At 43.2% G+C, this 19,527-nt stretch carries 19 protein-coding genes; 10 read left to right on the top strand and 9 right to left on the bottom strand.

The window, feature by feature from the left end; all coding sequences use genetic code 11:
• Positions 1 to 24 precede the first annotated feature (24 nt).
• Both cdhD and acsC read left to right on the top strand, forming a co-directional pair.
• Positions 25 to 1,338, top strand: coding sequence for a CO dehydrogenase/acetyl-CoA synthase subunit delta (gene cdhD / locus EO92_RS07225; RefSeq protein WP_048170417.1), 1,314 nt, complete (start codon positions 25 to 27; stop codon positions 1,336 to 1,338).
• Between the two features lie 3 nt (positions 1,339 to 1,341).
• A complete protein-coding gene (gene acsC / locus EO92_RS07220) occupies positions 1,342 to 2,751 on the top strand; it encodes an acetyl-CoA decarbonylase/synthase complex subunit gamma (protein WP_048170415.1) in 1,410 nt (469 codons plus the stop codon).
• Positions 2,752 to 2,811: 60 nt separating this feature from the next.
• Here the strand turns inward: acsC and EO92_RS07215 are convergent, their stop codons facing one another.
• On the bottom strand, positions 2,812 to 3,591 hold the full coding sequence (locus EO92_RS07215; protein WP_048170413.1) for an alpha/beta fold hydrolase: 780 nt from the start codon (positions 3,589 to 3,591) through the stop codon (positions 2,812 to 2,814).
• 208 nt (positions 3,592 to 3,799) lie between these two features.
• Positions 3,800 to 4,684 (bottom strand): hypothetical protein, encoded by an 885-nt coding sequence (locus EO92_RS07210; RefSeq protein WP_048161746.1) that lies wholly within the window; start codon positions 4,682 to 4,684, stop codon positions 3,800 to 3,802.
• Positions 4,685 to 5,132: 448 nt separating this feature from the next.
• On the opposite strand from EO92_RS07210, the gene EO92_RS07205 reads away from it, so the two are divergent.
• The gene (locus EO92_RS07205) at positions 5,133 to 6,110 is read left to right on the top strand and encodes a hypothetical protein (RefSeq protein WP_048170412.1); all 978 of its coding nucleotides are present in this window, start codon (positions 5,133 to 5,135) and stop codon (positions 6,108 to 6,110) included.
• A gap of 589 nt (positions 6,111 to 6,699) precedes the next feature.
• On the opposite strand, the gene EO92_RS07200 is transcribed toward EO92_RS07205, so the two are convergent.
• The gene (locus tag EO92_RS07200; protein WP_048170409.1) at positions 6,700 to 6,924 is read right to left on the bottom strand and encodes a hypothetical protein; all 225 of its coding nucleotides are present in this window, start codon (positions 6,922 to 6,924) and stop codon (positions 6,700 to 6,702) included.
• Between the two features lie 3 nt (positions 6,925 to 6,927).
• Positions 6,928 to 7,743 (bottom strand): IS5 family transposase, encoded by an 816-nt coding sequence (locus EO92_RS07195; protein ID WP_048170407.1) that lies wholly within the window; start codon positions 7,741 to 7,743, stop codon positions 6,928 to 6,930.
• A 232-nt stretch (positions 7,744 to 7,975) separates the two neighbouring features.
• Here EO92_RS07195 and EO92_RS07190 point away from each other — a divergent pair, with 232 nt between their 5' ends.
• The gene (locus EO92_RS07190) at positions 7,976 to 8,959 is read left to right on the top strand and encodes a DHHA1 domain-containing protein (RefSeq protein WP_048170406.1); all 984 of its coding nucleotides are present in this window, start codon (positions 7,976 to 7,978) and stop codon (positions 8,957 to 8,959) included.
• Position 8,960: 1 nt separating this feature from the next.
• Positions 8,961 to 9,590, top strand: a complete 630-nt coding sequence (engB, locus tag EO92_RS07185) for a GTP-binding protein EngB (protein ID WP_048161152.1) — start codon at positions 8,961 to 8,963, stop codon at positions 9,588 to 9,590.
• Between the two features lie 130 nt (positions 9,591 to 9,720).
• Here the strand turns inward: engB and EO92_RS07180 are convergent, their stop codons facing one another.
• The 4 genes from EO92_RS07180 to EO92_RS07165 form a co-directional block, all read right to left on the bottom strand.
• Positions 9,721 to 11,427 carry an ATP-dependent DNA ligase gene (locus tag EO92_RS07180; protein WP_048170403.1) on the bottom strand — a complete coding sequence of 569 codons (1,707 nt, stop codon included), beginning with the start codon at positions 11,425 to 11,427 and terminating at the stop codon, positions 9,721 to 9,723.
• A 68-nt stretch (positions 11,428 to 11,495) separates the two neighbouring features.
• Entirely contained in the window at positions 11,496 to 12,521 is a 1,026-nt protein-coding gene (locus EO92_RS07175) for a homoserine dehydrogenase (RefSeq protein ID WP_255350334.1), read from the bottom strand.
• A complete protein-coding gene (locus EO92_RS07170) occupies positions 12,518 to 13,021 on the bottom strand; it encodes an amino acid-binding protein (protein WP_048133654.1) in 504 nt (167 codons plus the stop codon). Before EO92_RS07170 ends, EO92_RS07175 begins: the two co-directional genes overlap by 4 nt.
• A gap of 694 nt (positions 13,022 to 13,715) precedes the next feature.
• Positions 13,716 to 14,795, bottom strand: a complete 1,080-nt coding sequence (locus EO92_RS07165; RefSeq protein WP_235283235.1) for a winged helix-turn-helix transcriptional regulator — start codon at positions 14,793 to 14,795, stop codon at positions 13,716 to 13,718.
• Positions 14,796 to 15,058: 263 nt separating this feature from the next.
• On the opposite strand from EO92_RS07165, the gene EO92_RS07160 reads away from it, so the two are divergent.
• From EO92_RS07160 to EO92_RS07145, 5 genes are all read left to right on the top strand, one after another.
• A complete protein-coding gene (locus EO92_RS07160) occupies positions 15,059 to 16,201 on the top strand; it encodes a chromosome segregation ATPase (protein WP_235283234.1) in 1,143 nt (380 codons plus the stop codon).
• A 159-nt stretch (positions 16,202 to 16,360) separates the two neighbouring features.
• On the top strand, positions 16,361 to 16,618 hold the full coding sequence (locus EO92_RS07155) for a hypothetical protein (protein WP_048133441.1): 258 nt from the start codon (positions 16,361 to 16,363) through the stop codon (positions 16,616 to 16,618).
• 17 nt (positions 16,619 to 16,635) lie between these two features.
• Complete coding sequence (locus tag EO92_RS17615) at positions 16,636 to 16,794, top strand: hypothetical protein (protein ID WP_156165753.1); 159 nt, start codon at positions 16,636 to 16,638, stop codon at positions 16,792 to 16,794.
• A 554-nt stretch (positions 16,795 to 17,348) separates the two neighbouring features.
• The gene (locus EO92_RS07150) at positions 17,349 to 18,416 is read left to right on the top strand and encodes a hypothetical protein (protein ID WP_235283233.1); all 1,068 of its coding nucleotides are present in this window, start codon (positions 17,349 to 17,351) and stop codon (positions 18,414 to 18,416) included.
• A gap of 11 nt (positions 18,417 to 18,427) precedes the next feature.
• On the top strand, positions 18,428 to 18,685 hold the full coding sequence (locus EO92_RS07145) for a hypothetical protein (protein WP_048133439.1): 258 nt from the start codon (positions 18,428 to 18,430) through the stop codon (positions 18,683 to 18,685).
• A 131-nt stretch (positions 18,686 to 18,816) separates the two neighbouring features.
• Here EO92_RS07145 and EO92_RS07140 read toward each other — a convergent pair whose 3' ends face one another.
• Positions 18,817 to 19,143 carry a phasin family protein gene (locus EO92_RS07140; RefSeq protein WP_048161156.1) on the bottom strand — a complete coding sequence of 109 codons (327 nt, stop codon included), beginning with the start codon at positions 19,141 to 19,143 and terminating at the stop codon, positions 18,817 to 18,819.
• Between the last annotated feature and the right edge of the window lie 384 nt (positions 19,144 to 19,527).

The following is a 19,527-nucleotide window of genomic DNA, read 5'->3' as shown; positions in this document are numbered from 1 at the left end:
AATTACGGAAACGGTGAGGTTTACATGGCAAAGAAAATGAAGTTATCAGATATAACAAACATGTTCGCGGGAATGGATGTAGAAGCCCTCGAAGGTGTGACTATTGAAGGGGACATTGAGATTGATCTCGGTGGACTCGGAGGCGGCTTTGACCCGATGCTTGCAGCAGCTCTCGGGCAGGAGAGTGCAGTACTTGCCCAGCACTTCGCAAGAATAGCAGGGATGTTTGGATATCCAGTAGGCTTTGGTGCACAGGCAGCAGCTCCCGCAGTTTCCCCAGCTCTGGCAGCCCCGAAACTCAAGGATATCATCTCTGCCAAGTTTGATGTTGCTAATATCGCAGAATGGACAACTCAGATTCAGGAAGTACCCATAGGCAACACATCTGCAGACGGCGGAAGCCGTGGAAAGCAGGTAATGCTGGGTGGCGAAAAAGCCCTTCCATTCTACTTTGATGCTCCAATGCCGAACAGGAACCAGGTCACAATCGACGTGTTCGACATGAGAATAGGGCTTGCAAAAGCTGTCAAGGAGAACTACGACGAGGTCATGGACAGCCCTGGAGAATGGGCAAAGAAGAACGTTGAAAAGTTCAACGCAGACATGATCACCATCCACCTGATTTCAACCGACCCGCTCATTAAGGACACTTCCCCCAAGGATGCAGCCAAGACCGTTGAAGAAGTCCTGCAGGCCGTTGATGTGCCAATAGCCATTGGTGGATCAGGGAACCCACAGAAAGACCCCGAAGTTCTTGCAAAAGCAGCAGAAGTTGCAGAAGGCGAGCGCTGTCTCCTTGCATCTGCCAGCCTGAACCTGGACTACGCCAAGATCGCAGAAGCCGCATTAAAATACGACCACGACGTGCTTTCCTGGACCCAGCTGGACATGAACGCCCAGAAGGAACTTAACAGGAAACTCATGAAGCAGTGCAATGTGCCCAGAGACAGGATCATCATGGACCCAACCACTGCAGCCCTGGGGTATGGTCTCGACTATGCTTACACCAACATGGAGCGTATCAGACTTGCAGCCCTGATGGGTGATGACGAACTGACCTTCCCGATGTCTTCAGGTACCACCAACGCATGGGGTGCCCGTGAGTCCTGGATGGTTAGCTCTCCATTGGGACAGGATTCTGACTGGGGCCCAAGAGAGTACAGAGGACCTATATGGGAAATTGTCACAGGGCTGTCCCTTGCACTTGCAGGAAACGACCTATTCATGATGATGCACCCAACATCGGTAGCTGTCCTGAAGCAGATAACCCAGACTCTCTTTGGCTCAATTGAGGCAGAGCCTGTGGACATTGCCAACTGGATCGGAGCGGAGGTGTAAAAAATGAAAATAAACAGCCCATTAGAAGCCTACAAGTACCTGCCCCAGACCAACTGTGGAGAATGTGGTGAGCCTACATGTATGGCATTTGCTTCCAAGCTGATTGACAGGTCCGGAAAGACGGAAAATTGTCCACCTCTGGTAAAGGAAAAGAAGTACGCAAAGAAGCTGGCAGAACTCGACAGGCTCCTTGCCCCCGAGATCCGTCAGGTTACCATAGGAGTAGGCGAAAAGGCAGCAAACGTCGGTGGAGACGATGTACTGTACCGTCACAAGCTTACCTTCTTCAATAAGACAAAGATGTTCTTCGATGTTTCAGACAACATGGAAGAAGCTGCCCTTATTGAGAGGGTAAATAAGATCGCAGACTTCAAGAAGTTTTATGTAGGTCGCAACCTGCTTCTCGACGGTGTGGCAATCAGAGCCGCTTCAAACGACCCGGCAAAGTTCGCTGCTGCTGTCAAGAAGGTAGCAGAAATAGGCCTGCCTATGATCTTCTGTTCCTTTAACCCTGCAGTCCTGAAGGCAGGACTTGAGGTTGCAAAGGACAAGAACCCACTGCTCTACGCTGCAAACAAGGACAACTGGAAAGAAGTCGGAGAACTCGCCCTTGAGTACAAGGTGCCTGTTGTAGTTTCAGCATTTAATGACCTTGACGCTCTCAAGAGCCTTGCAAAGACTTTCGCAGAAGCAGGCATCAAGGACATTGTGCTTGATCCGGGGACCTACCCAAGCGGCAAAGGCCTCAAGGAAACCTTTACAAACTTCCTGAAAATCAGGAGAGCAGGCATTATGGGCGACACCGAGATCGCATATCCGATCATGGCTCTCCCCCTCACAGCCTGGATGGCAGGAATTGCAGACCCTGTAAGTGCCTCCTACTGGGAAACCGTTATGGCTTCAGTATTCACTATCAGGTACGGAGACATAATGATCCTCCACAGCATGGAGCCTTATTCCACTCTGCCTGAAGTGCACCTGGCCGAAACCATCTACACTGACCCGAGGACTCCGGTCTCCGTGGACGGAGGTATGTACAAGGTTGGAGCCCCGGACAAAGATTCTCCAGTATTCTTCACCACAAACTTCGCCCTTACCTACTACACGGTAGAAAGCGATATCTCAGCAAATGGCATAGTATGCTGGCTGCTTGCAGTTGACACCGATGGGATTGGTGTGGAAGCTGCAGTTGCCGGTGGTCAGCTGACTTCCGCAAAGGTAAAGGACGCATTCGAAAAGGCAGGATTCGACCTCAAGACGGACACAAACCACAACACCCTTATCATTCCAGGTCTCTCAGCTCGTCTGCAGGGTGACCTCGAAGATACACTCGGTGCAAATGTTAAGGTTGGTCCAATGGACTCCGGCCGTATCCCTGGCTGGATCGAGAAGAACTGGCCCCCAAAACAATAAGTCCGAATGTAAATTGAATAGTAACTATTCAGGTAGCCCTATGAAGGTTACCTGAATAGTTCAAATTTCTTTCTTTAATAAGTTGTAGAATCTTTCCTTTGCTTCTCTCTCAATCCAGGGCATATGCCCGCATTTTTCCAGCAAAATGAACCTGAAGTCCTTCAAAATCCCGGAAAGGGGTTCTCTTACTCCTTCGAACGGGTGCGGGTCATAGTCTCCGTGAATTGCAATTACCGGGCACATGATTTTAGTTCCCAGTTCAAGGAGCTTGCCACTGTTCCTCAACTCGCTGGCTTCTTCCCATACGCCTTTGAAGGCCTCGTAGCTGCATTCGAGCAGTTCATCTTCATGAGGAAGCGGGTCATAGGAATCCGTTTTTGACATCAACGTTCCAAAGCTGCACAGGGCTTCGTCCCTGTTTTTAGCTGAGGGATCATTAAGGGTTTCTGTAAGGAAGAGGAAGTTTTTCCAATCATCTTTTCCGAGCCGGCTTATCCGTGTATTCATTATGTTTGCGGCATACTTTTCTTCGTAGGGGCCGCTTCCGATTAGAATTAGTTTCTTTATGAATTGCGGGTAGCGAGCTGTGAAGATGAAGCTGAACATTGCACCCCAGGAAAACCCGATTAATGTGATCGGTAGGTCTCCATGACCTTCCAGAACGGCTTTCAGTTCCCGGACCTGACCTTCAAGGGTTGCTTTCGTCTGGAGGGGTTCAAGGATTCCCCGAATGGCAGAGAGTTCCCTGGCAACGGGAGCCATTTCTCCAGGGGCTCCGGGGCCACCATGAATAACTGCTACACTGAAAGGAGCTTTACCGTATTTTCTCAGGTTTTTCATGTATGTATCAGGTTTAAGCTTTTTTGATTTAAAAGCAAATGGGTTTTCAAATTTGAAGAGGATACGAATTTTTTAATAGAGATGATTCCTCTCATAAATTCATTTCGACACAAACCACCAGATAACAGGTAGCATTGTGAGTGCATTTTCGTTTATACAATCTTGACAAGGCAAGTAAATGTTTTGATATTCAGTGCGTCCCAGTAGTTCAGCTCTTAGTATTACCTGGTTGAAGTTGAAACAAACTGGTTATCATAATCAGACTCATTCCAACAGTTGAGATATACCAACCCATTCCTAATAATCCGACAATATTCTGAAACCCCCCAGAGGGAAATTCTGTTTGTGCTAGAATTCCGGGCAGCCAAAAGAGGGAGAGAGTCAAACCTGTGAACACAAGGATGCCACCGATTCCTTTAAAAATACGGGATTTGGCCAGGCTCGATATCAAAGCGATGACGGCGCCTAATATCAAAAAGATATATACAACCATCACAAGACTAACCTCGATATCCTCGATCGTCGTTACCCCGCCTGATAAATTTGTAAAGCGGACAATATCCATTGGCAAAATCTCGAAACGGAAACGATCTGCCTTTATAAGAATTTCGGATTGGAATAATGCAAAATTACTATTTAAAAATGCCAGGGCTACGGAGACAAGGATAATTAGGCTACCAATTCCTCCAAGTATCTGGTTTACCCAAAATTTCCTACAAATTATTTTTGGAGAGCTAAGCTTCGATTGACCAAACCAAAATTCATAAGCAAGAAGTAAACATGTCATAATGAGGAGTGACCCTGGCAGATACCAGAGCCGCCCTACGGTGGTAAAGCAAATTGCCGCTGGTAATAGTACACCAAAAAAAATCGCCAACTTACGATCATTCGTTAGTTTAACATGGTTACGAGCTGAAAGGACAGACAGGAGGGCAATACCGCTCAAGAAAAATGTGATTAATCCCAATACAACTGGGCTTTCTTTATTTCCAATCCATGGCAGGATTTGTGCTCCAATAGACATTTCGATGAGTCCAGCTAAGATTCCGAGGCCACTTCCCAATATACCAGGTTTAATTGCAAGCTTTTCCATCCGTACCACCTCATATAAAATTTAATATGATATAACACATGCCGCTCAGGTTGCTACTCAACGTTACCGTATCCTTGCATGTACAAAAGTATCTTTATTCTAGCGTTGGCCCTAAAAAACGACGGAAGATACCATTCCGGTTGCTTCGGGAAAGTTCGATCAAGCAGAAGGAAATAGCCACCTGTAAAGCTCAGCCCATTACCACTCTAAAGGAATAAGGGTAGGGACTTTTGGAAGGTTCCGGATCTATGACAAATTTATTGATTTTCGATTTTTTGATCTAAAAGTTTACAAAATAAGCCAAACTTATTTATTATTTTAGCATCTCTAATTTAATGTTATGAAAAGCTCTGAGTTATCAACTCCGACAGTATTAAGATTCGGCATATAATTCGGAATACTAACAACCTCTCCAGTTTACGGATTTTTTCCCGGAGTTGAAAGTTTCATGAATAAGCAAAAAGCCATACTGATATTATTATTGCTCATTCCCCTCCTTCTTGTGCTGTGTATCTTCGGCCCTTTCTTATTAATGGGTTTTGTTGACAGTTCCTGGTACTATTCCGAGGACGTTGATATCGGGCCTCTTGATTACAATTTCGCACTCACGAAAGCGGAGAACGCCGGCTATGAAGTGGAAGGTTCCTGGCCCTGGCCCGGAAACTTTTCGGGCTTTGAGTCGGGAGATGTACCGGAGTTAAGGGAACGCTTCGGAGGTGCTGCTCTTGTGGAGAACATCAGGCTTAATTATAACGAGAACTCCGAGCTCATGATCTTCATCTGTGAAGAGGAGGCGGAAGAAGGACAAAAATCCGAAACTGAAGCCAGGACCGGAACCTGTGTAGCCCTCTCGAACTTCAGCCACTCCGACCCCGAGTCCCCCTTACAGCTATCGGAATTTCCGGATGACTTCTGGATGCTTGAAAAAATAAGGCTCCTCTTCGGAATAGATGAAAAAGCCTCGGAAAAGTATCTTGAAGCCCTGAAAAAAGCCTCACAAAACCAGACCTGGGACGCTGAAATATCGGTGAACGAATCTCCGGATTTCCCGGCTGTATATGCCTATCTCAAGGAAAACAGTGATGATTCCACTTACGGGTCCACTGTGAGTGTTTATACGTATCCCATGGCAGGCCTGGGTCCGGATGAAGTCTTTTTAAAGGACGGCAGGCGGCTGGGTTCAGTAAGTTATTTTGTCCCGGAGGCAAAGGTAGTGACTTATGATAAGGGGAACAGGTACATAGTTGAACTCGATGCCTCCGGAAAGGTAAGGCTCGAAATCGTAATGCCTCCAGGAAGCAGTGGGGAAACGATACCTGAAGATGAATACCGGGAGGTTTTCAGGGGAATGTTTGAAGAAATGGGGCTTTCTCCTGCAGCGGTGAACAGCTTTGAATTTTTCCACAGCTCTTCACGGTTGTGGTGAAACAGGCCAAAGCTTAAGCAATTTCTTTGCTCCCCGAATTGCGCCTCGGGATCACATGAAATCGGAGATTTTCTGGGAGTTGCTGTAATCGCAACATTACGCGGTCCTTTTCGCTTACTTCTCTCGCTCAAGAGGACTAGTTTTTGGGTTGGGGTAGTGAGCAGAGCTCAAGAGAACTACACAAAACAATCCTAAACCCGTAAAACCTTATTCGCTTTATTGGGTCGTTCTTTTCCCGCTCTACGCAGGAGAGCGGCTTGTCTCAAAAAGAAGAATTAAGATAAAAGAAGAACCAAAAAATAAGCACAAGAAATGATAACAGTATATAAAGACAATTGAAACAAACCAGAGCCTTGGAAAACAATAATTAAAAACGGCAAAAGTCTGAAAAGACTCAAAAGAAGCGGGATTAACGAGACCTGAAAAATACATTTTTCACATCCGTTTTATTGTTTTATTAATTATTTTAAACTTCTTCTTCTCATTCTGCTTTTTTTGAAGGGCCGCCAGACAAGCTGGCGGAGATTTTCGATATTATAGGAATTATAAATCGGTTTCAGGGAGTAAAGTGACTCAATTTTTATTGCTTTTACTTCTTTACTTCCATAGCTTTTTGCCGCTTTACGAACCCTGCCCCCATCTCAAAGGCTTTCTCACAGTCTTTTGGAAACACTTCTTTCCGTCTTTTTGCCTTTTCCTCGGGATCAAAACTGTCTGCCACATACTTTGAATGATCATCGAACTGGTATGTATCGGTGCTGTACAGTGATTCGGAATCTCCGAAGATTCTCTTAGAGGCTGTCTGAATATTCATTTTTCATTCGGGTAAAGTTACTATATTAGCCAGTCTTCTGCTCATTATATGGATCATAGCAGCATAAATGAAGGCTTGACTGGACTCTGTTAATCCTTCATAATCTTTGCTCAAACGCCGATAACGACCTAGCCATCCAAATGTACGCTCTACTATCCATCTACGAGGAAGTACTTGAAAACCTTTGACATCGTCGCTGCGCTTAACTATTTCCAGTACCCATCCACACATTACATTGACCCAATCAATCAGTTGACCAGCATAAGCAGCATCAGCCCAAATAAGCTGTAATCGAGAGAATGTTCCTTTAATTTGTTCCAGAACAAGTTTAGCTCCATCTCGATCCTGAATATTCGCTGCATGAACTACAACCATTAATAGTAGCCCTGTTGTATCCACCAGAATGTGGCGTTTTCGTCCTTTGACTTTCTTGCCAGCATCATAGCCGCGTACTCCAGGTGTTTCTGTGGTTTTGACTGATTGACTATCCAAAATCGCTGCACTCGGTTCTGGTTCTCTGCCATTTGAAATTCTCAGTTCAGTTCTTAGCGCAGCATTGATGCGCTCCCAAATTCCGTAAAGACGCCAAAGACGGAAATAGTGGTAGACAGTTTGCCATGGTGGAAATTCGTGTGGTAACATTCGCCAGGCACAACCAGAACGTAGCAAATAGAATATGCCATTCAATATTTCCCGATAGGGATGAACACGTTTTTTGCCTCGATTGGTTGGGGGATTTGGGATATGAGGCTTGATTAGATTCCATTCTCTATCAGATAAATCACTAGGATAAGGAAGTCTTTCAGTCTGTTCTGACATTGACGAACAATCTTGGTACAGGTATTATTTAATTTTAAGACAGCCTCTCAGGGATTCCGGAATAGGTCCACCAGTCGATCAGAACTGTCAGCTCATTAGAATAAAAAGATAAAATTAACAATTAGAACGTAGAACTTTCATAAAACCGTTGAATGAAATTCAAAAATCAGACGCCTTAAAAAGAGATCAAAACAAAAATATACCTTCTAAAAGAAGAAAACGGAATCAAAACATGAAAGAACTCCAGAACCAGCCTAAAGCAAAAACCCTGATCCTGACCCATGGAGACTCTGACGGGATATGTTCAGGGGCAATTGCAAAAAGTGCCTATCCGGACGCATATATCTACTTTACAAGTCCGGTCAGCCTTCTCGATACGTTAGATCTCATTGAGGACGTTGAGAATATTATAATCTGCGATATTGCAATCGAGGAAAGGCACTGCTCGGAACTCCTCTCAACACTTGAGGAACTTGCGGAAGAATGCAACCTCCACTACATAGATCACCATCCCCTTCCGGAAAGATGCAGAAAAGAAGACTGGTTTTATCACGATACGGGAGTATGTGCCTCAGAGCTCACCTACAGGGTCTTTGAAGAGCTCCTGAGCCCGGAAATGCGGAGGGTAGCAATCTACGGGGCTATAGGGGACTTCTGTGACAACACGCCCTGTGTAAAGAGCTGGGTAAGAGACTGGGACAAAAGAAGCCTCTATTTCCAGGCTGGAGCCCTGATCCAGGCAATACTCCAGAAAGGAAAAGAATACGAGTTTAAAAGAACCCTGATTGAACCCCTATCAAAGGACGTAATTCCTTCAAATATACCCGACCTGCTCGAGCTTGCCAGGGAAGCTGCAATTAATGAAGAGAAAACCCGGCTTTTTGTTAAAGAAAACGTGAAAGTCCTGAAAAACAGTGCGTATATTGTAAATACGAATAACTCTATTTCAAAGGCAGCGATCTATGCAGCCTCCTACGGCCAGAGAGAAGTGGGAATTGCAGCCGAGTACCGTGAGAGAAAAGGCGTGTATGATCTTAGCATACGTTCCCGCGGAAATGTGGATGTAAATCGTATCCTTCGCTCGGTTGCACCTAAGTTTGGAGGAAGCGGCGGCGGGCACCCTGTTGCAGCAGGAGCGCGCATCCCCGAAGATTCGCTGGAGGTTTTCCTCCGGGCTTTCGATGCCAGACTCGGGGAAGCAAGTGAGGTAAAATAAAATGGAAACCAGCAAGACTGCAGCTGAACACGGCGTAAATATTGAGATTATTTTTGTAGGGCGCTCAAATGTGGGCAAGTCCTCCCTTCTCAGGGAGATCTTCGGAGCAAAAGTAAGGGTTGGAAGACGCCCAGGCGTTACCCTGCGTCCCATACACGCCCAGGCGTCAGACCTTCTTATCACGGATATGCCGGGCTTCGGCTTCATGAGCGGAGTGAAAGACCGGAAACAGGATATTGTAAAAGACCAGACAGTACGCTATATCGAAAAGAATGCCGAAAGGATCAAACTCGGGGTCCTTGTAATAGACGGCCCGGCTTTCCCGGAAGTAGTCGACCGCTGGGATTCAAGGAACCAGATTCCTATCGACGTTGAAATGTTTGATTTCATGAGGGAACTCGGGATTGACACAATCGTTGCTACAAACAAGATGGACAAAGTAAAAGCAGACGAATATGACTATCTCCTTGACGAGGTTTCAGTTCGTCTCGGACTTGAGCCTCCATGGCAGAACTGGAAGCATATCATCGCTCCTATAAGTGCTAAAAAAGGAGATTTGAAAGCCTTAAAGGGACTTCTCCGGGATAGGCTGCACGAAATGAAAAGGGACGACCTGTTCAAGTATGTTTGATCCATCCTTAAACAGGCCACATTAATTTTTAACAGTATATTTTTAACAGTTCTGTTTTACCCGTTCTGTTTTAACTCAATTATTTTGCTTACTCTAACTAATCTTTCAAAATATAGTGGATATAAGCCTTTCAGAGCCTTTTCAGTTGCTGGCTATAGACGCGCCCGATCCGCTGGATTGTATCTGCTTCTTCGGGGTCTTTATCGTCCCGGATACGGATGAAGCGGGGAAAACGAAGTGCAAAGCCCGAGTCGTAGTTGGGGCTTTTCTGGATTTCCTCAAAGGCGATTTCCAGAACAACCTTTGGCCTTATGGCAAATACCCCTCCGGCTTCTCCGCTTTCCATTAGCCCTGAGAGCATCTCTGTAAGTTCTTTGAGCTGCTCATCGGAAAGACCCGTACCCACCTTGCCGACCTGCAGGAAGCGTAAAGTCTCGGGATCGTAGCAGGCAACTGAATACGAGCCTATCAGGTTTGCCCTACGCCCAAAGCCCCATTCTGCCCCCACGATTACAAGGTCAAGGGTTTCCATAAGGGATTTTTTCTTCAGCCAGTTTTTACCGCGCTTGCCGGGGGAATATAATGAGTTCGGATTTTTGACCATGACGCCTTCGTGCCCGGCTCTTAAGGCTTCCCTGTAGATTTTTTCCACAACCTCGAGGTCTCCGGTTATCACCTGCTCGTCCACGCAGATGGATTTTGAGTCCTCAACGGAGCTCTCCACGCAGGATTCAAGCGCTTTTCGCCGCTCAACAAGAGGGAGATCAATCAGGGTTCTGCCGTTCAGGTACATGATGTCAAAGAGGTTGAGCTGGATAGGAATTCCGAGCATTTTTTCTTCAACATCGTACTTGCGCCGGAAACGCTTAAGGATCTCCTGAAAGGCTTTAGGCCTCCCATTTTCATCTACTGCAACGGCTTCCCCATCAAGGATTGCGGACTCAGCCTTTACATGTTTCCGGACTATTTCGACAAGGTCAGGGAGGGAATTTGTGACGTTTTCAAGCTTTCGTGAAAAAAGAGTAACCGAATTACCACTCTTGTGGATCTGGACTCTTGCCCCGTCGAATTTCCACTCAATTGCAGCTTCCTTCATATCCCTGATATCGGCATCTATATCAGGGCTGATCTGCGAAAGCATCATCTTTATGGGACGGTTAATTTCGATCCCGAGACTTTCGAGGGCTTCTACCCCACCTTTCTTGGCAGTTGCAGCCACTATTCCGAGGTCGTTTGTGACCATAAAGGCATGTTCTGCTACATCTGCAGGGACGGAAAAGGCTTTTGCAATGGCATCCCTTACAACTCCTTCCCCTACTCCTATGCGGAGTTCCTCAAGTGCAAGCCTGGAGATGTATTTTGCTTCCCTCGGGGTTGATGAAGTAAATAGAAACTGAAGGTTTCTGACCTTAACGTCCTGTGAACCTTTGCCGGAAGCTTCGGATGCGGTCTTGAAACGCTGGTAAACCTCAGTTATTGAAAGCTCTGGCTGCTCTTCGAGGAAAGAAGAAAATGTCACCTGATTTTTTCTTTTTTCTTTAAGGATAAGAAGTGCGGTATCCCCGATGTCTCCAGTGGTCCGGATAAGAGATTCTATACTTTGTACAGACATACCTGAGGCTTTGGAAAGGGAAACATAAAGCAGGCTTGTGCCAATCCCGAGCTGCTCCCCACTCCAGGCAGGAAAAACCTCACTCATAATAAAGTGAGTTGCAAGAGGCAGCTCTTCGACGTCAACCTTTTTGAGAAGGTCAGCAACCTTATTTGTAGTTTCTATAGTGCTCGATATTTTTTCAATCGTCTGGCAGATTTCTGCAAATTCCCTGAAGCTTGTCATGGTCCACGCAGCTTTTTCGTTTTATGTTTTTTCAGATTCTGGTCTCTGAAGGCCGATATTTCCAGTACTTATCGATTTCCGTAAATTGCAACCAGGTCACTGAGAACTGCGCTTGCTGTTTCGATCGGACCTGCGCCTTTGCCTGTAACCGTAATTTCTCCTGCAAGCTCAGTGTCTATAGAAGCCACATTAAGGGTGCCTTTTACAGCGAGTGGATGGTTGATAGGCACAAGCCTGGGAGCAACATGTATTCTTTCCCTGCTGACCTCTCCTATAAGCTTTATCACATGCCCTCTTTCATAAGCCATTTCCAGGGCCTCAGGCGTGATCTTCGTGATTCCTGTAACCTCAACGTCCCTGTATGTCGCATCAAGCCCGAAAATTGAATTGGCAAGAATTACCAGTTTGCAGGCCGTATCAATTCCTTCAACGTCATATGTCGGATCGGTTTCGGCAATTCCGAGTTCCATGGACTCGGCAAGAATATCTTTATAACTTGCCCTTTCCTCGAGCATTCTGGTGAGGATATAGTTACAGGTCCCGTTAAGAATTCCTTTGATGCTTCGGAGTTTATTTCCAGCAAGGACTTCATTTGCCAGGTTAATAATGGGCATGGAGCCGCCGACTGTAGCTTCGAACCTGAAGTTTGATCCGGCTGCTTTCGCAGCTTCCATCAGTTCTCTGTACTTCAGGGTAAGAGGTCCTTTATTGGAGGTAATAACATCTTTGCCGGTCTCGAAAGCTGCAATCATGTTCTGAAGACCTGCTCCTCCAGTGACAATATTTGTAGGAGTGGTTTCGATTACCAGCTCATGGTCTACGGACCTTATAACCTCAACACCTGTGAGCTTATCTATGGCAACCGTGCCCCCTGTCCTCTTGCGGGAAAGGCAGTCTGCCAGATCCACTCCGTCGGGGTTAACAGTAGCCCCTTTAGAATCCACAACCGCAACCACCAGAACTTCCAGCCCGATACTTTCCAGATACTCTTTTTTCATAAGGAGTACCTCGGCTACACCCTGTCCAATTGCACCAAATCCTAGAATAGAGCAGCGCACTGTTTTCATGTTTTCAAATCTCCTATGTTTTTTCAGGCATGGATGTCTATTGGAAGAACCATAAGCAGGTCTTTTCTTACCGAGACTTTTTTAAGGATGTCAAGCGCCTTTTGCAGATCCTCTTTACCCACAGCATCGATTCTGATCAGAGCTGAAGAAAGCAGATTAATACCCGGCATGGATAGCGAGATGTCAACTACCTCCGCAAACCCGGTCTTGTCAATTTCATCAATCGTGTCCTGGATCCCTGTATGGACCACGTGCCCTATAAGGACTACATTTATGCTCTCTCTGAAACGGTGTTCTCCAACCCTTACAACTTTTATCCCGTTTTCCTCAAGCTTTGCTTTTATTGCTCCGATGTTCTCAGGCTTTATCTCAAGTACAAGCTGTACAGGAACTGTTTTTCTGGGGGTCCGCTTCTGATGGTGGTGTAAAACAGTTATCAGGTTAGCCTTAAATTCCGAAAGAGGCTGGAGGGCTAAAAGCATCTGCCCGGGCACATCTTTTAATTCAATGTCCATGGAAACTCGCATACTGTCCCTCATGCAATTTATAATAATTAGATATGAAGTTTAAGTAATAATATATTAATTTAATAAATGTATCAATTTAATAAATATCAAATTAATAAATGTATTAAATTTAATATCCAGTAATCTTATTCAGTCAGCTCACTGTCAAGGTTATAATAATATATCAGCATATGGACACCGGCTCAAATTATACTGTTTAAAGCTGATTTCATAACTTATTGATAACCTATCTGCTGGCGAATTAGATATTATAAATTTAATTTATGTGTTATGATTTTATAATTCGTTACTTCTATTCTGTAATTCATTATTCTGACCCTTAAGATCTTTATTCTGACCCTTAAGATCTTTATTCTGACCCTTAAGATCTTTATTCTGACCCTTAAGATCTTTATTCTGATCCTTAAGATCTTTATCCTGACACTAAATTTCCGTCAGCCTTAATCTTTGAGAGATATTTGCCCTGATTTTTACCATGATAATACAGTTTACATTTAATGGCATTCCATTGAATGTAGAAGGTAATCATGTATAAATAAGCAAAAAGGGTATCAAGGAATATCATGTGCCAGATCTTTCAAACTTTTATTAATATTTCCTGCTGCTTAGTAGATGAATTCAGTTATATAGTTTGCTATTTACGGGGTTTGCTATTGACGGTTTTTCAAAAGATGTGAAGAAAAGAGTCATTTTCTTATAAAGTACCGTTTCCTCCTGACTCCTTCTTGCTCTGGGACCCCTGCTTGATAACCTCTCCATCAGGAATTCGGATAATGTTTCCTCTGCCCCTTTTGAACTTTTCAACCAATCCGCGTTCTTCAAGATCCGAAAGCATAAGGCTTACTTTAGATTCCGAATACGGAGATTTTTTACGAAGTTCTCTCTGAGTAATTCGGTTTCCATTAGCTCGAATCAGACTCATAATCTCTTTCAGGTCATCAGGGAGAGTTGCTTCAGGGATTTCCAGATCACCGGGACTAAACGAATCAAATTCCTCTTCCGAGGGATTAATAGATACCTTTGAATCTTCTGCCAGCTTTACATTTTGCTGCACGGGCATCTCTGTCTCAGATGTGTTCCCAGTCCATTCTTCAACGTTAAGAGATGAAGGAAGCTCTTGATCGGGTTCTGAAACTTCAATAGAACCTGCTTTATTGGATTTGGCATGTTCCGAGGTCTCTACCTCTATTGTTAAATTTACAGGTTCTGATGCATTGAGTTCTGATGCATTGAGTTCTGATGCATTGAGTTCTGATGCATTTAGACTTCCCTTTTTCCCCGGGGAACCTGCTGTCTTTTCAGGAGGGTTTCTTTTTTCCTTTTTCACGAAATAACCAGCCAGTAGCAGGATACAGATTGCAAGTAAAGCAAAAGTTAAAACCGTATTTTGTGAGCTAACCTTATTTTGCGAACTTGCCTGAGATTGGGGCTCTGCCTCCTCAAAATCCAGGTCAACATTTTCGAAGTCCCCCTGGTCAAGAAGATCTTCCTGATAAGTAGGGAAAAGTAGAAGGTCATGAACGAATTCCCCTTCGTCGGAAACTATAACTTCTTCTTCAGCCGTATAAACTATAGTATCCTCTTCAAAATAATTGGCTGTTATCAAGTAGGTTCCTGGAGTAAGGTTAAAAGAGTATTCAGCATCCGTTGCAACAAAGGACTGCTCCGGAGTAGAGTTGATCTCAACTATTGAGTTTTCGAGGGGTTTGAAGCTGTACCACTCATACACGGTCCCGTGAATAGTCGCCGCAAGTGCGTTCCCCTGAAAACACATTAGGAAAATGAATACGCAGGCGATTTTGCAGAGCTTTCTAAAATTCACGAAGCTTTAAATGGGTTTTTAGCATAAATCTTTTACTTTTCCTTGTAAGAAGTTAAAACGTACTGAAGGCAAATTAAAGTTTTATCAAGAAAATAAAGATCCTATCAAGCTTGGAAGCCCATTTATTGTTATTAATCAGTCTTATTCCGAAAAGTATGCTTATATCTCCCTATCTAAATATGACAGTATCTTAACTTGCCAAAGGAGGCAGTCAGATGAAAAAATCAAGAATTGTTCGATATCTGGCTTATATTACATTTATATTAATATTATTCTGTGTACTGCCTGAAGGATCACTTGCTACTAAGGACTCGTCAGAGCATGGAAGTGGGATCCAGTATGCAGGCGAGAGTGCTACAGGTTCAGAAACAGGTCCAGAAAATAACGAAAAAGATAGTATAGAGGATGCTAAAGGCAATACAGGTCCAGAAAATAACGAAAAAGATAGTATAGAGGATGCCAATGGCAATACAGGTTCAGAAAATAACGAAAAAGATAGTATAGAGGATGCTAACGGCGCTGAGAATTCCGATCCTGAAAATATGCAGGATCAAGACAGAGTCAGAACACAGGATCAAGATAAGATTTCTGCGTATAAACTTGAAAGAAAACAGCTACATGAAGAGCTCCAGCTACAGAAGAACGAATACCGGGAAGCAAAAGGGGACTTCCTTAAGGTAAGAAATCAAATTCGAGCAGGAAAACTTGATCCCAATTCTGAAGAAGCTGTAAATGCCACAGGACTCTACCTTAACTCAAGTATTAGTTATATGATAGTCCACCTGGAAAACGTAAAAACCAACATGCAGCACTCAAATGGCAATGGAATAGAAGAAAGAATCGTTGCCATAGATGAAACTATAAAACTGCTTGAGGCTGAAAAGGCCGAAGTTGCAACTGCTTCCAGCCAGCAAGAATTTGTAGTTACGGTCAGGTCCGTGCGTGGAATATGGAATAATGCGCAGAAGACCAGCCTGGCAGGCGCAGGACAGACTGTTAGCCATAAAATAGGGGAATTCCTTGACAAATCCGGAAATCTCTCTAAAAAACTTGAGATTGAAATTGAGAGCCTGAACGAGACTGGTGTTAAAACAGCGGACCTTGAGACAAGGCTTACCAGTTATAATTTATATCTAAAAGCTGCTCAGGATAAAAAAGAAGCTGCAGATTCTATTTATGAAGATGAGAACGCTACCCGGGAAAACCTGGAAGTGGCAAACAATTATCTGCGTGAATCTCTTAATAATGTTAATAAGGCAAACCAGATACTCAGAGTAATTTTCGACGAACTGAAAGAATATAACTTTGAAGAAGTTAACAATATTAGAGTAGATAACAATATTGGAAACCAAACTTAATAATACCACAAGTATAAACAATACTAATAAGAATTTATCTGTATAAGCGGCACTCCTGTAAACGGGACAAAGCCTCTCCGAAAGGAGAATAAACATTGGCTCAGGGAACAGAACCGAAAACTTCTCAGAGGATAGATTGGAGAATTAAGGAGGCAGAAAATGGTCAAATTCGCTCACCTGCTTGTACTGTCAGCTTTAATTGTCTGGCTTGCAGGATCCGGTTGCGTCGGAAACGATGCAACTGTAGTGGAGGAAACAGCCCCGAATGTTGCCGAGGCAGGGAATGGGATATCAGAAGATTCGGAAATGGGACTTTCCCAGGCTGAGATACAGGAACTTGACTCTGATATGGCCGAACTCGAGAACCTGCTAGAAAATGCAAGCCTTGAGGAAGAAATAGTAATTGAAGAACTTTAAGTCTAAAGTGAAGAAACGTGAAAGTAGCTGAAAACGGTGAGATGGAAGAAAACAGAATAATAAATGAAAATAGAATAAGAAGTAAAATAAGAGTAAGTTCGATTGAAAGATGGCCCTCACCTGAAAAATATCTTTTCTTACTCTCGTTTTCTCAAAATCGTCTTTTCAAGGATTAATATCATTGATCCCGTTTTTTCATTCAGTTTTTTTCATTCAGTTTTTTCATTCAGTTTTTTCATTCAGTTTCTTTCATTCAGTTTTTCTTTGTAAGTTTCATCCGGTTTCACTCATCTTTTGCTCGATCCTTTTGCTTAGCTCACGATCATCTTACTTTAATTTTTCAGGCTTATCTGACATAACCGGCCTGACAACTTTATAATTTATATGATAAATGTGAGGGACGAACTTATACTGCATGAATATTCGATTTAGTGCATGATGCCGTAAATTTATTTTCCAAACGAAAGAAAAAAAGACAAAACAGACAATCTTAATTAAATTTTTTACTTATAACCAATGAGAAAAGTTGAATTAAATATAAAAACTTTACGTCGATTTTGTATAAATTAGAAGATATAAAGGGTTTTAAAGCATTATTAAGCAAATATAGAACTTATAAAGCTTTAGATTTTATAATTGCCAATTAATGATCTCTTTTACGAAAAGTATACTTATATATTCCCCCCTCCAAATAAGGTAACAATTGAATAATTTAAATGGAGGAAGTCATATGGGCAAATTTGGGAAAGTAATACGCTATGCATCTTGTCTAACTGTCATACTTATTGTATTTAGTATCCTATCGACAGCGGCTCTTGCCGGGAATGGAGCTGGGGCAAGTAATGATGCTAAGAATGAAAAGACACTTGAAACTCTCCAGAAACAGGAATTGATCAAGGAAAAAATTCCGGCCAGAAATCAAACCGAGAATAGGACTCTGGAACGATACCAACTGCGAGAAGAAGCTCAGGAAAGGACACAGTTAAAAGAACAGCTCAAGGTCCATAAAAATAACTATCAAAGCTCAAAGAAAAATTTCCTTGCGATCCGAAAACAGCTCAGGTCAGGAAACTACAATAAAGAAGAACTGGAAATCACAAGGGAATATCTGAACTCGAGCATTGATTATATGATAGCTCATCTTGAAAAAGTGCAGTATAACCTTAAGCAGTCAAACGGTGACGACACAGAAGCCAGAATTGATGCTATTGAAGACAGGATAAGCCAGCTGGAAGACGAAAAGAAGGATATTGGAAAAGCCGAAGACCTTGAAGACTTTGCAAATGCAACCGAATCGGTACGCGGCGTCTGGAACAATGTTAGAAATCGGACCGCAGTGGAAACCGGGCAGACTGCCTGCGAGAGTCTGGATAAATTTGTAAACAAATCCGAAGCAGTTTCTCTAAAACTTGAAAATGAAATCGAAAGCCTGAACAAAACCGGTGTTAATACAACTGAACTTGAGGCAAAGCTTGCCAATTACAATGCCCTGATGGACTCAGCCAGGGAAAATAATGAGGCAGCAAAAAAGATCTACAATAAAGAAAACGCCACTCAGGAAGAACTGCAAAAAGCAGACAATTATCAGCAAAGTGCTCTCAAGGAGATAAAAGAGGCAAACCAGATCCTGAAAGAAATCTTCAGTGAGCTGGAGCCGCATAGAAGTGAAGTGAGAAACAGAATCAGAACCCGAAATTCCGTGGGAACTGAATTTACTGATACAGAGACCTCTGGAGAAACCAATAGTAGCTCAGGGAACGAATCCGAAAATTCCTCTGAGGACGGACTGGAGAATTAAGGGGGCAAAAAATGGTAAAATTCATACATGTGCTTATGCTTTCAATTTTAATTTTCTGGCTTGCAGGGTCCGGTTGCATCGGAAACGATACATCTAAAGCTGAAGAAGCAGGTATAGCCCCAAATATTCCCGGAGCAGAAGAAAATACTTCAGCTGAACAGGAACTTACCGAAGCAGAAATTCAGGAATTTGAAGAAAACATTACAGAACTTGAGAATCTGCTCGAAAATTCAAGCCTTGAGGACGAAATAGATATTGAAGATCTGTAAGAATAAAAGAGCTGTAAGAATAAAAGAGCTGTAAGAATAAAAGAGCTGTAAGAATAATTCCTCCTGCAAAACAGAACCAGCAAGATAAAGCAGGAAAAAATACAGCCAATATTAACCAGAAAAAGATGATCTCATTTGAAGAACATCTTTTCTTTATTTTTCATTTTCTGGACTTCGTCCTCCAGAATCTCTAACCTTGATTCTAGCTCACGCATATCTTTTTTGGTAAAGAAATCTGCCTTTGAGGTAGCATCCTGAATCTTTTCAGATATTTTCTTTTCGAGGTCAACCCTCTGTTTCCTGCTTTCTTCAACCAGGTCCTGAACAACTTTTTTGCCTTCTTCCTTGCTGATATCTCCTGTGTCAACCAGGTCTTTTACAAGCTCATTTACTTTTTCTTCGGTCATTGCCCACAGGCCAGCCCCTATGAGGCCAAGTTTTCTAACAGATTCTTTCATGTATAACACTCACCCTGGATTATTAATCTGAAAATAATTAATTTGAAATGATGTATGATGTATTAAAAACTGATAATATATTAAAGGTGATGATGTGTTAAAGATACTATTGTAAAAAGAGTGCCCTTATGTAAAAAGGGAAAAGCTGTCGGTTTTGATTTGAGGCCGGTGAGAGCCCGGTACCCGAAAAACTAAAACAATCCAAGGTTGTTTAGTTCTCAGAAGCAGCCTTAAACATCATTCTGGTAACAAATCAACATCATTCAATAAATTTGGCAGATCCATAGCCCCATCAAGATGAGGAACAATAAATGAAATTGCCTGTGGCCTCATGTCTTTGTCTTTAAGGCTGGAAGCTAACGACTGCCGAATTGTATCTTTTTG

This window comes from Methanosarcina sp. 2.H.A.1B.4 (genome assembly GCF_000979385.1).
Taxonomy (GTDB): domain Archaea; phylum Halobacteriota; class Methanosarcinia; order Methanosarcinales; family Methanosarcinaceae; genus Methanosarcina.
This window is presented reverse-complemented; position numbering and strand designations above follow the sequence as displayed.

Bases quoted from the DNA above. Each gene is read 5' to 3' on its own strand.
- EO92_RS07215 (WP_048170413.1), bottom strand. From the start codon at position 3,591: ATGAAAAACCTGAGAAAATACGGTAAAGCTCCTTTCAGTGTAGCAGTT.
- EO92_RS07140 (WP_048161156.1), bottom strand. From the start codon at position 19,143: ATGAAAGAATCTGTTAGAAAACTTGGCCTCATAGGGGCTGGCCTGTGG.
- EO92_RS07210 (WP_048161746.1), bottom strand. From the start codon at position 4,684: ATGGAAAAGCTTGCAATTAAACCTGGTATATTGGGAAGTGGCCTCGGA.
- EO92_RS07145 (WP_048133439.1), top strand. From the start codon at position 18,428: ATGGTAAAATTCATACATGTGCTTATGCTTTCAATTTTAATTTTCTGG.
- EO92_RS07190 (WP_048170406.1), top strand. From the start codon at position 7,976: ATGAAAGAACTCCAGAACCAGCCTAAAGCAAAAACCCTGATCCTGACC.
- EO92_RS07195 (WP_048170407.1), bottom strand. From the start codon at position 7,743: ATGTCAGAACAGACTGAAAGACTTCCTTATCCTAGTGATTTATCTGAT.
- acsC (WP_048170415.1), top strand. From the start codon at position 1,342: ATGAAAATAAACAGCCCATTAGAAGCCTACAAGTACCTGCCCCAGACC.
- EO92_RS07205 (WP_048170412.1), top strand. From the start codon at position 5,133: ATGAATAAGCAAAAAGCCATACTGATATTATTATTGCTCATTCCCCTC.
- EO92_RS07180 (WP_048170403.1), bottom strand. From the start codon at position 11,427: ATGACAAGCTTCAGGGAATTTGCAGAAATCTGCCAGACGATTGAAAAA.
- EO92_RS07170 (WP_048133654.1), bottom strand. From the start codon at position 13,021: ATGCGAGTTTCCATGGACATTGAATTAAAAGATGTGCCCGGGCAGATG.
- EO92_RS07155 (WP_048133441.1), top strand. From the start codon at position 16,361: ATGGTCAAATTCGCTCACCTGCTTGTACTGTCAGCTTTAATTGTCTGG.
- EO92_RS07200 (WP_048170409.1), bottom strand. From the start codon at position 6,924: ATGAATATTCAGACAGCCTCTAAGAGAATCTTCGGAGATTCCGAATCA.
- EO92_RS07165 (WP_235283235.1), bottom strand. From the start codon at position 14,795: ATGTGTTTTCAGGGGAACGCACTTGCGGCGACTATTCACGGGACCGTG.
- EO92_RS07150 (WP_235283233.1), top strand. From the start codon at position 17,349: ATGGGCAAATTTGGGAAAGTAATACGCTATGCATCTTGTCTAACTGTC.
- EO92_RS07160 (WP_235283234.1), top strand. From the start codon at position 15,059: ATGAAAAAATCAAGAATTGTTCGATATCTGGCTTATATTACATTTATA.
- cdhD (WP_048170417.1), top strand. From the start codon at position 25: ATGGCAAAGAAAATGAAGTTATCAGATATAACAAACATGTTCGCGGGA.
- engB (WP_048161152.1), top strand. From the start codon at position 8,961: ATGGAAACCAGCAAGACTGCAGCTGAACACGGCGTAAATATTGAGATT.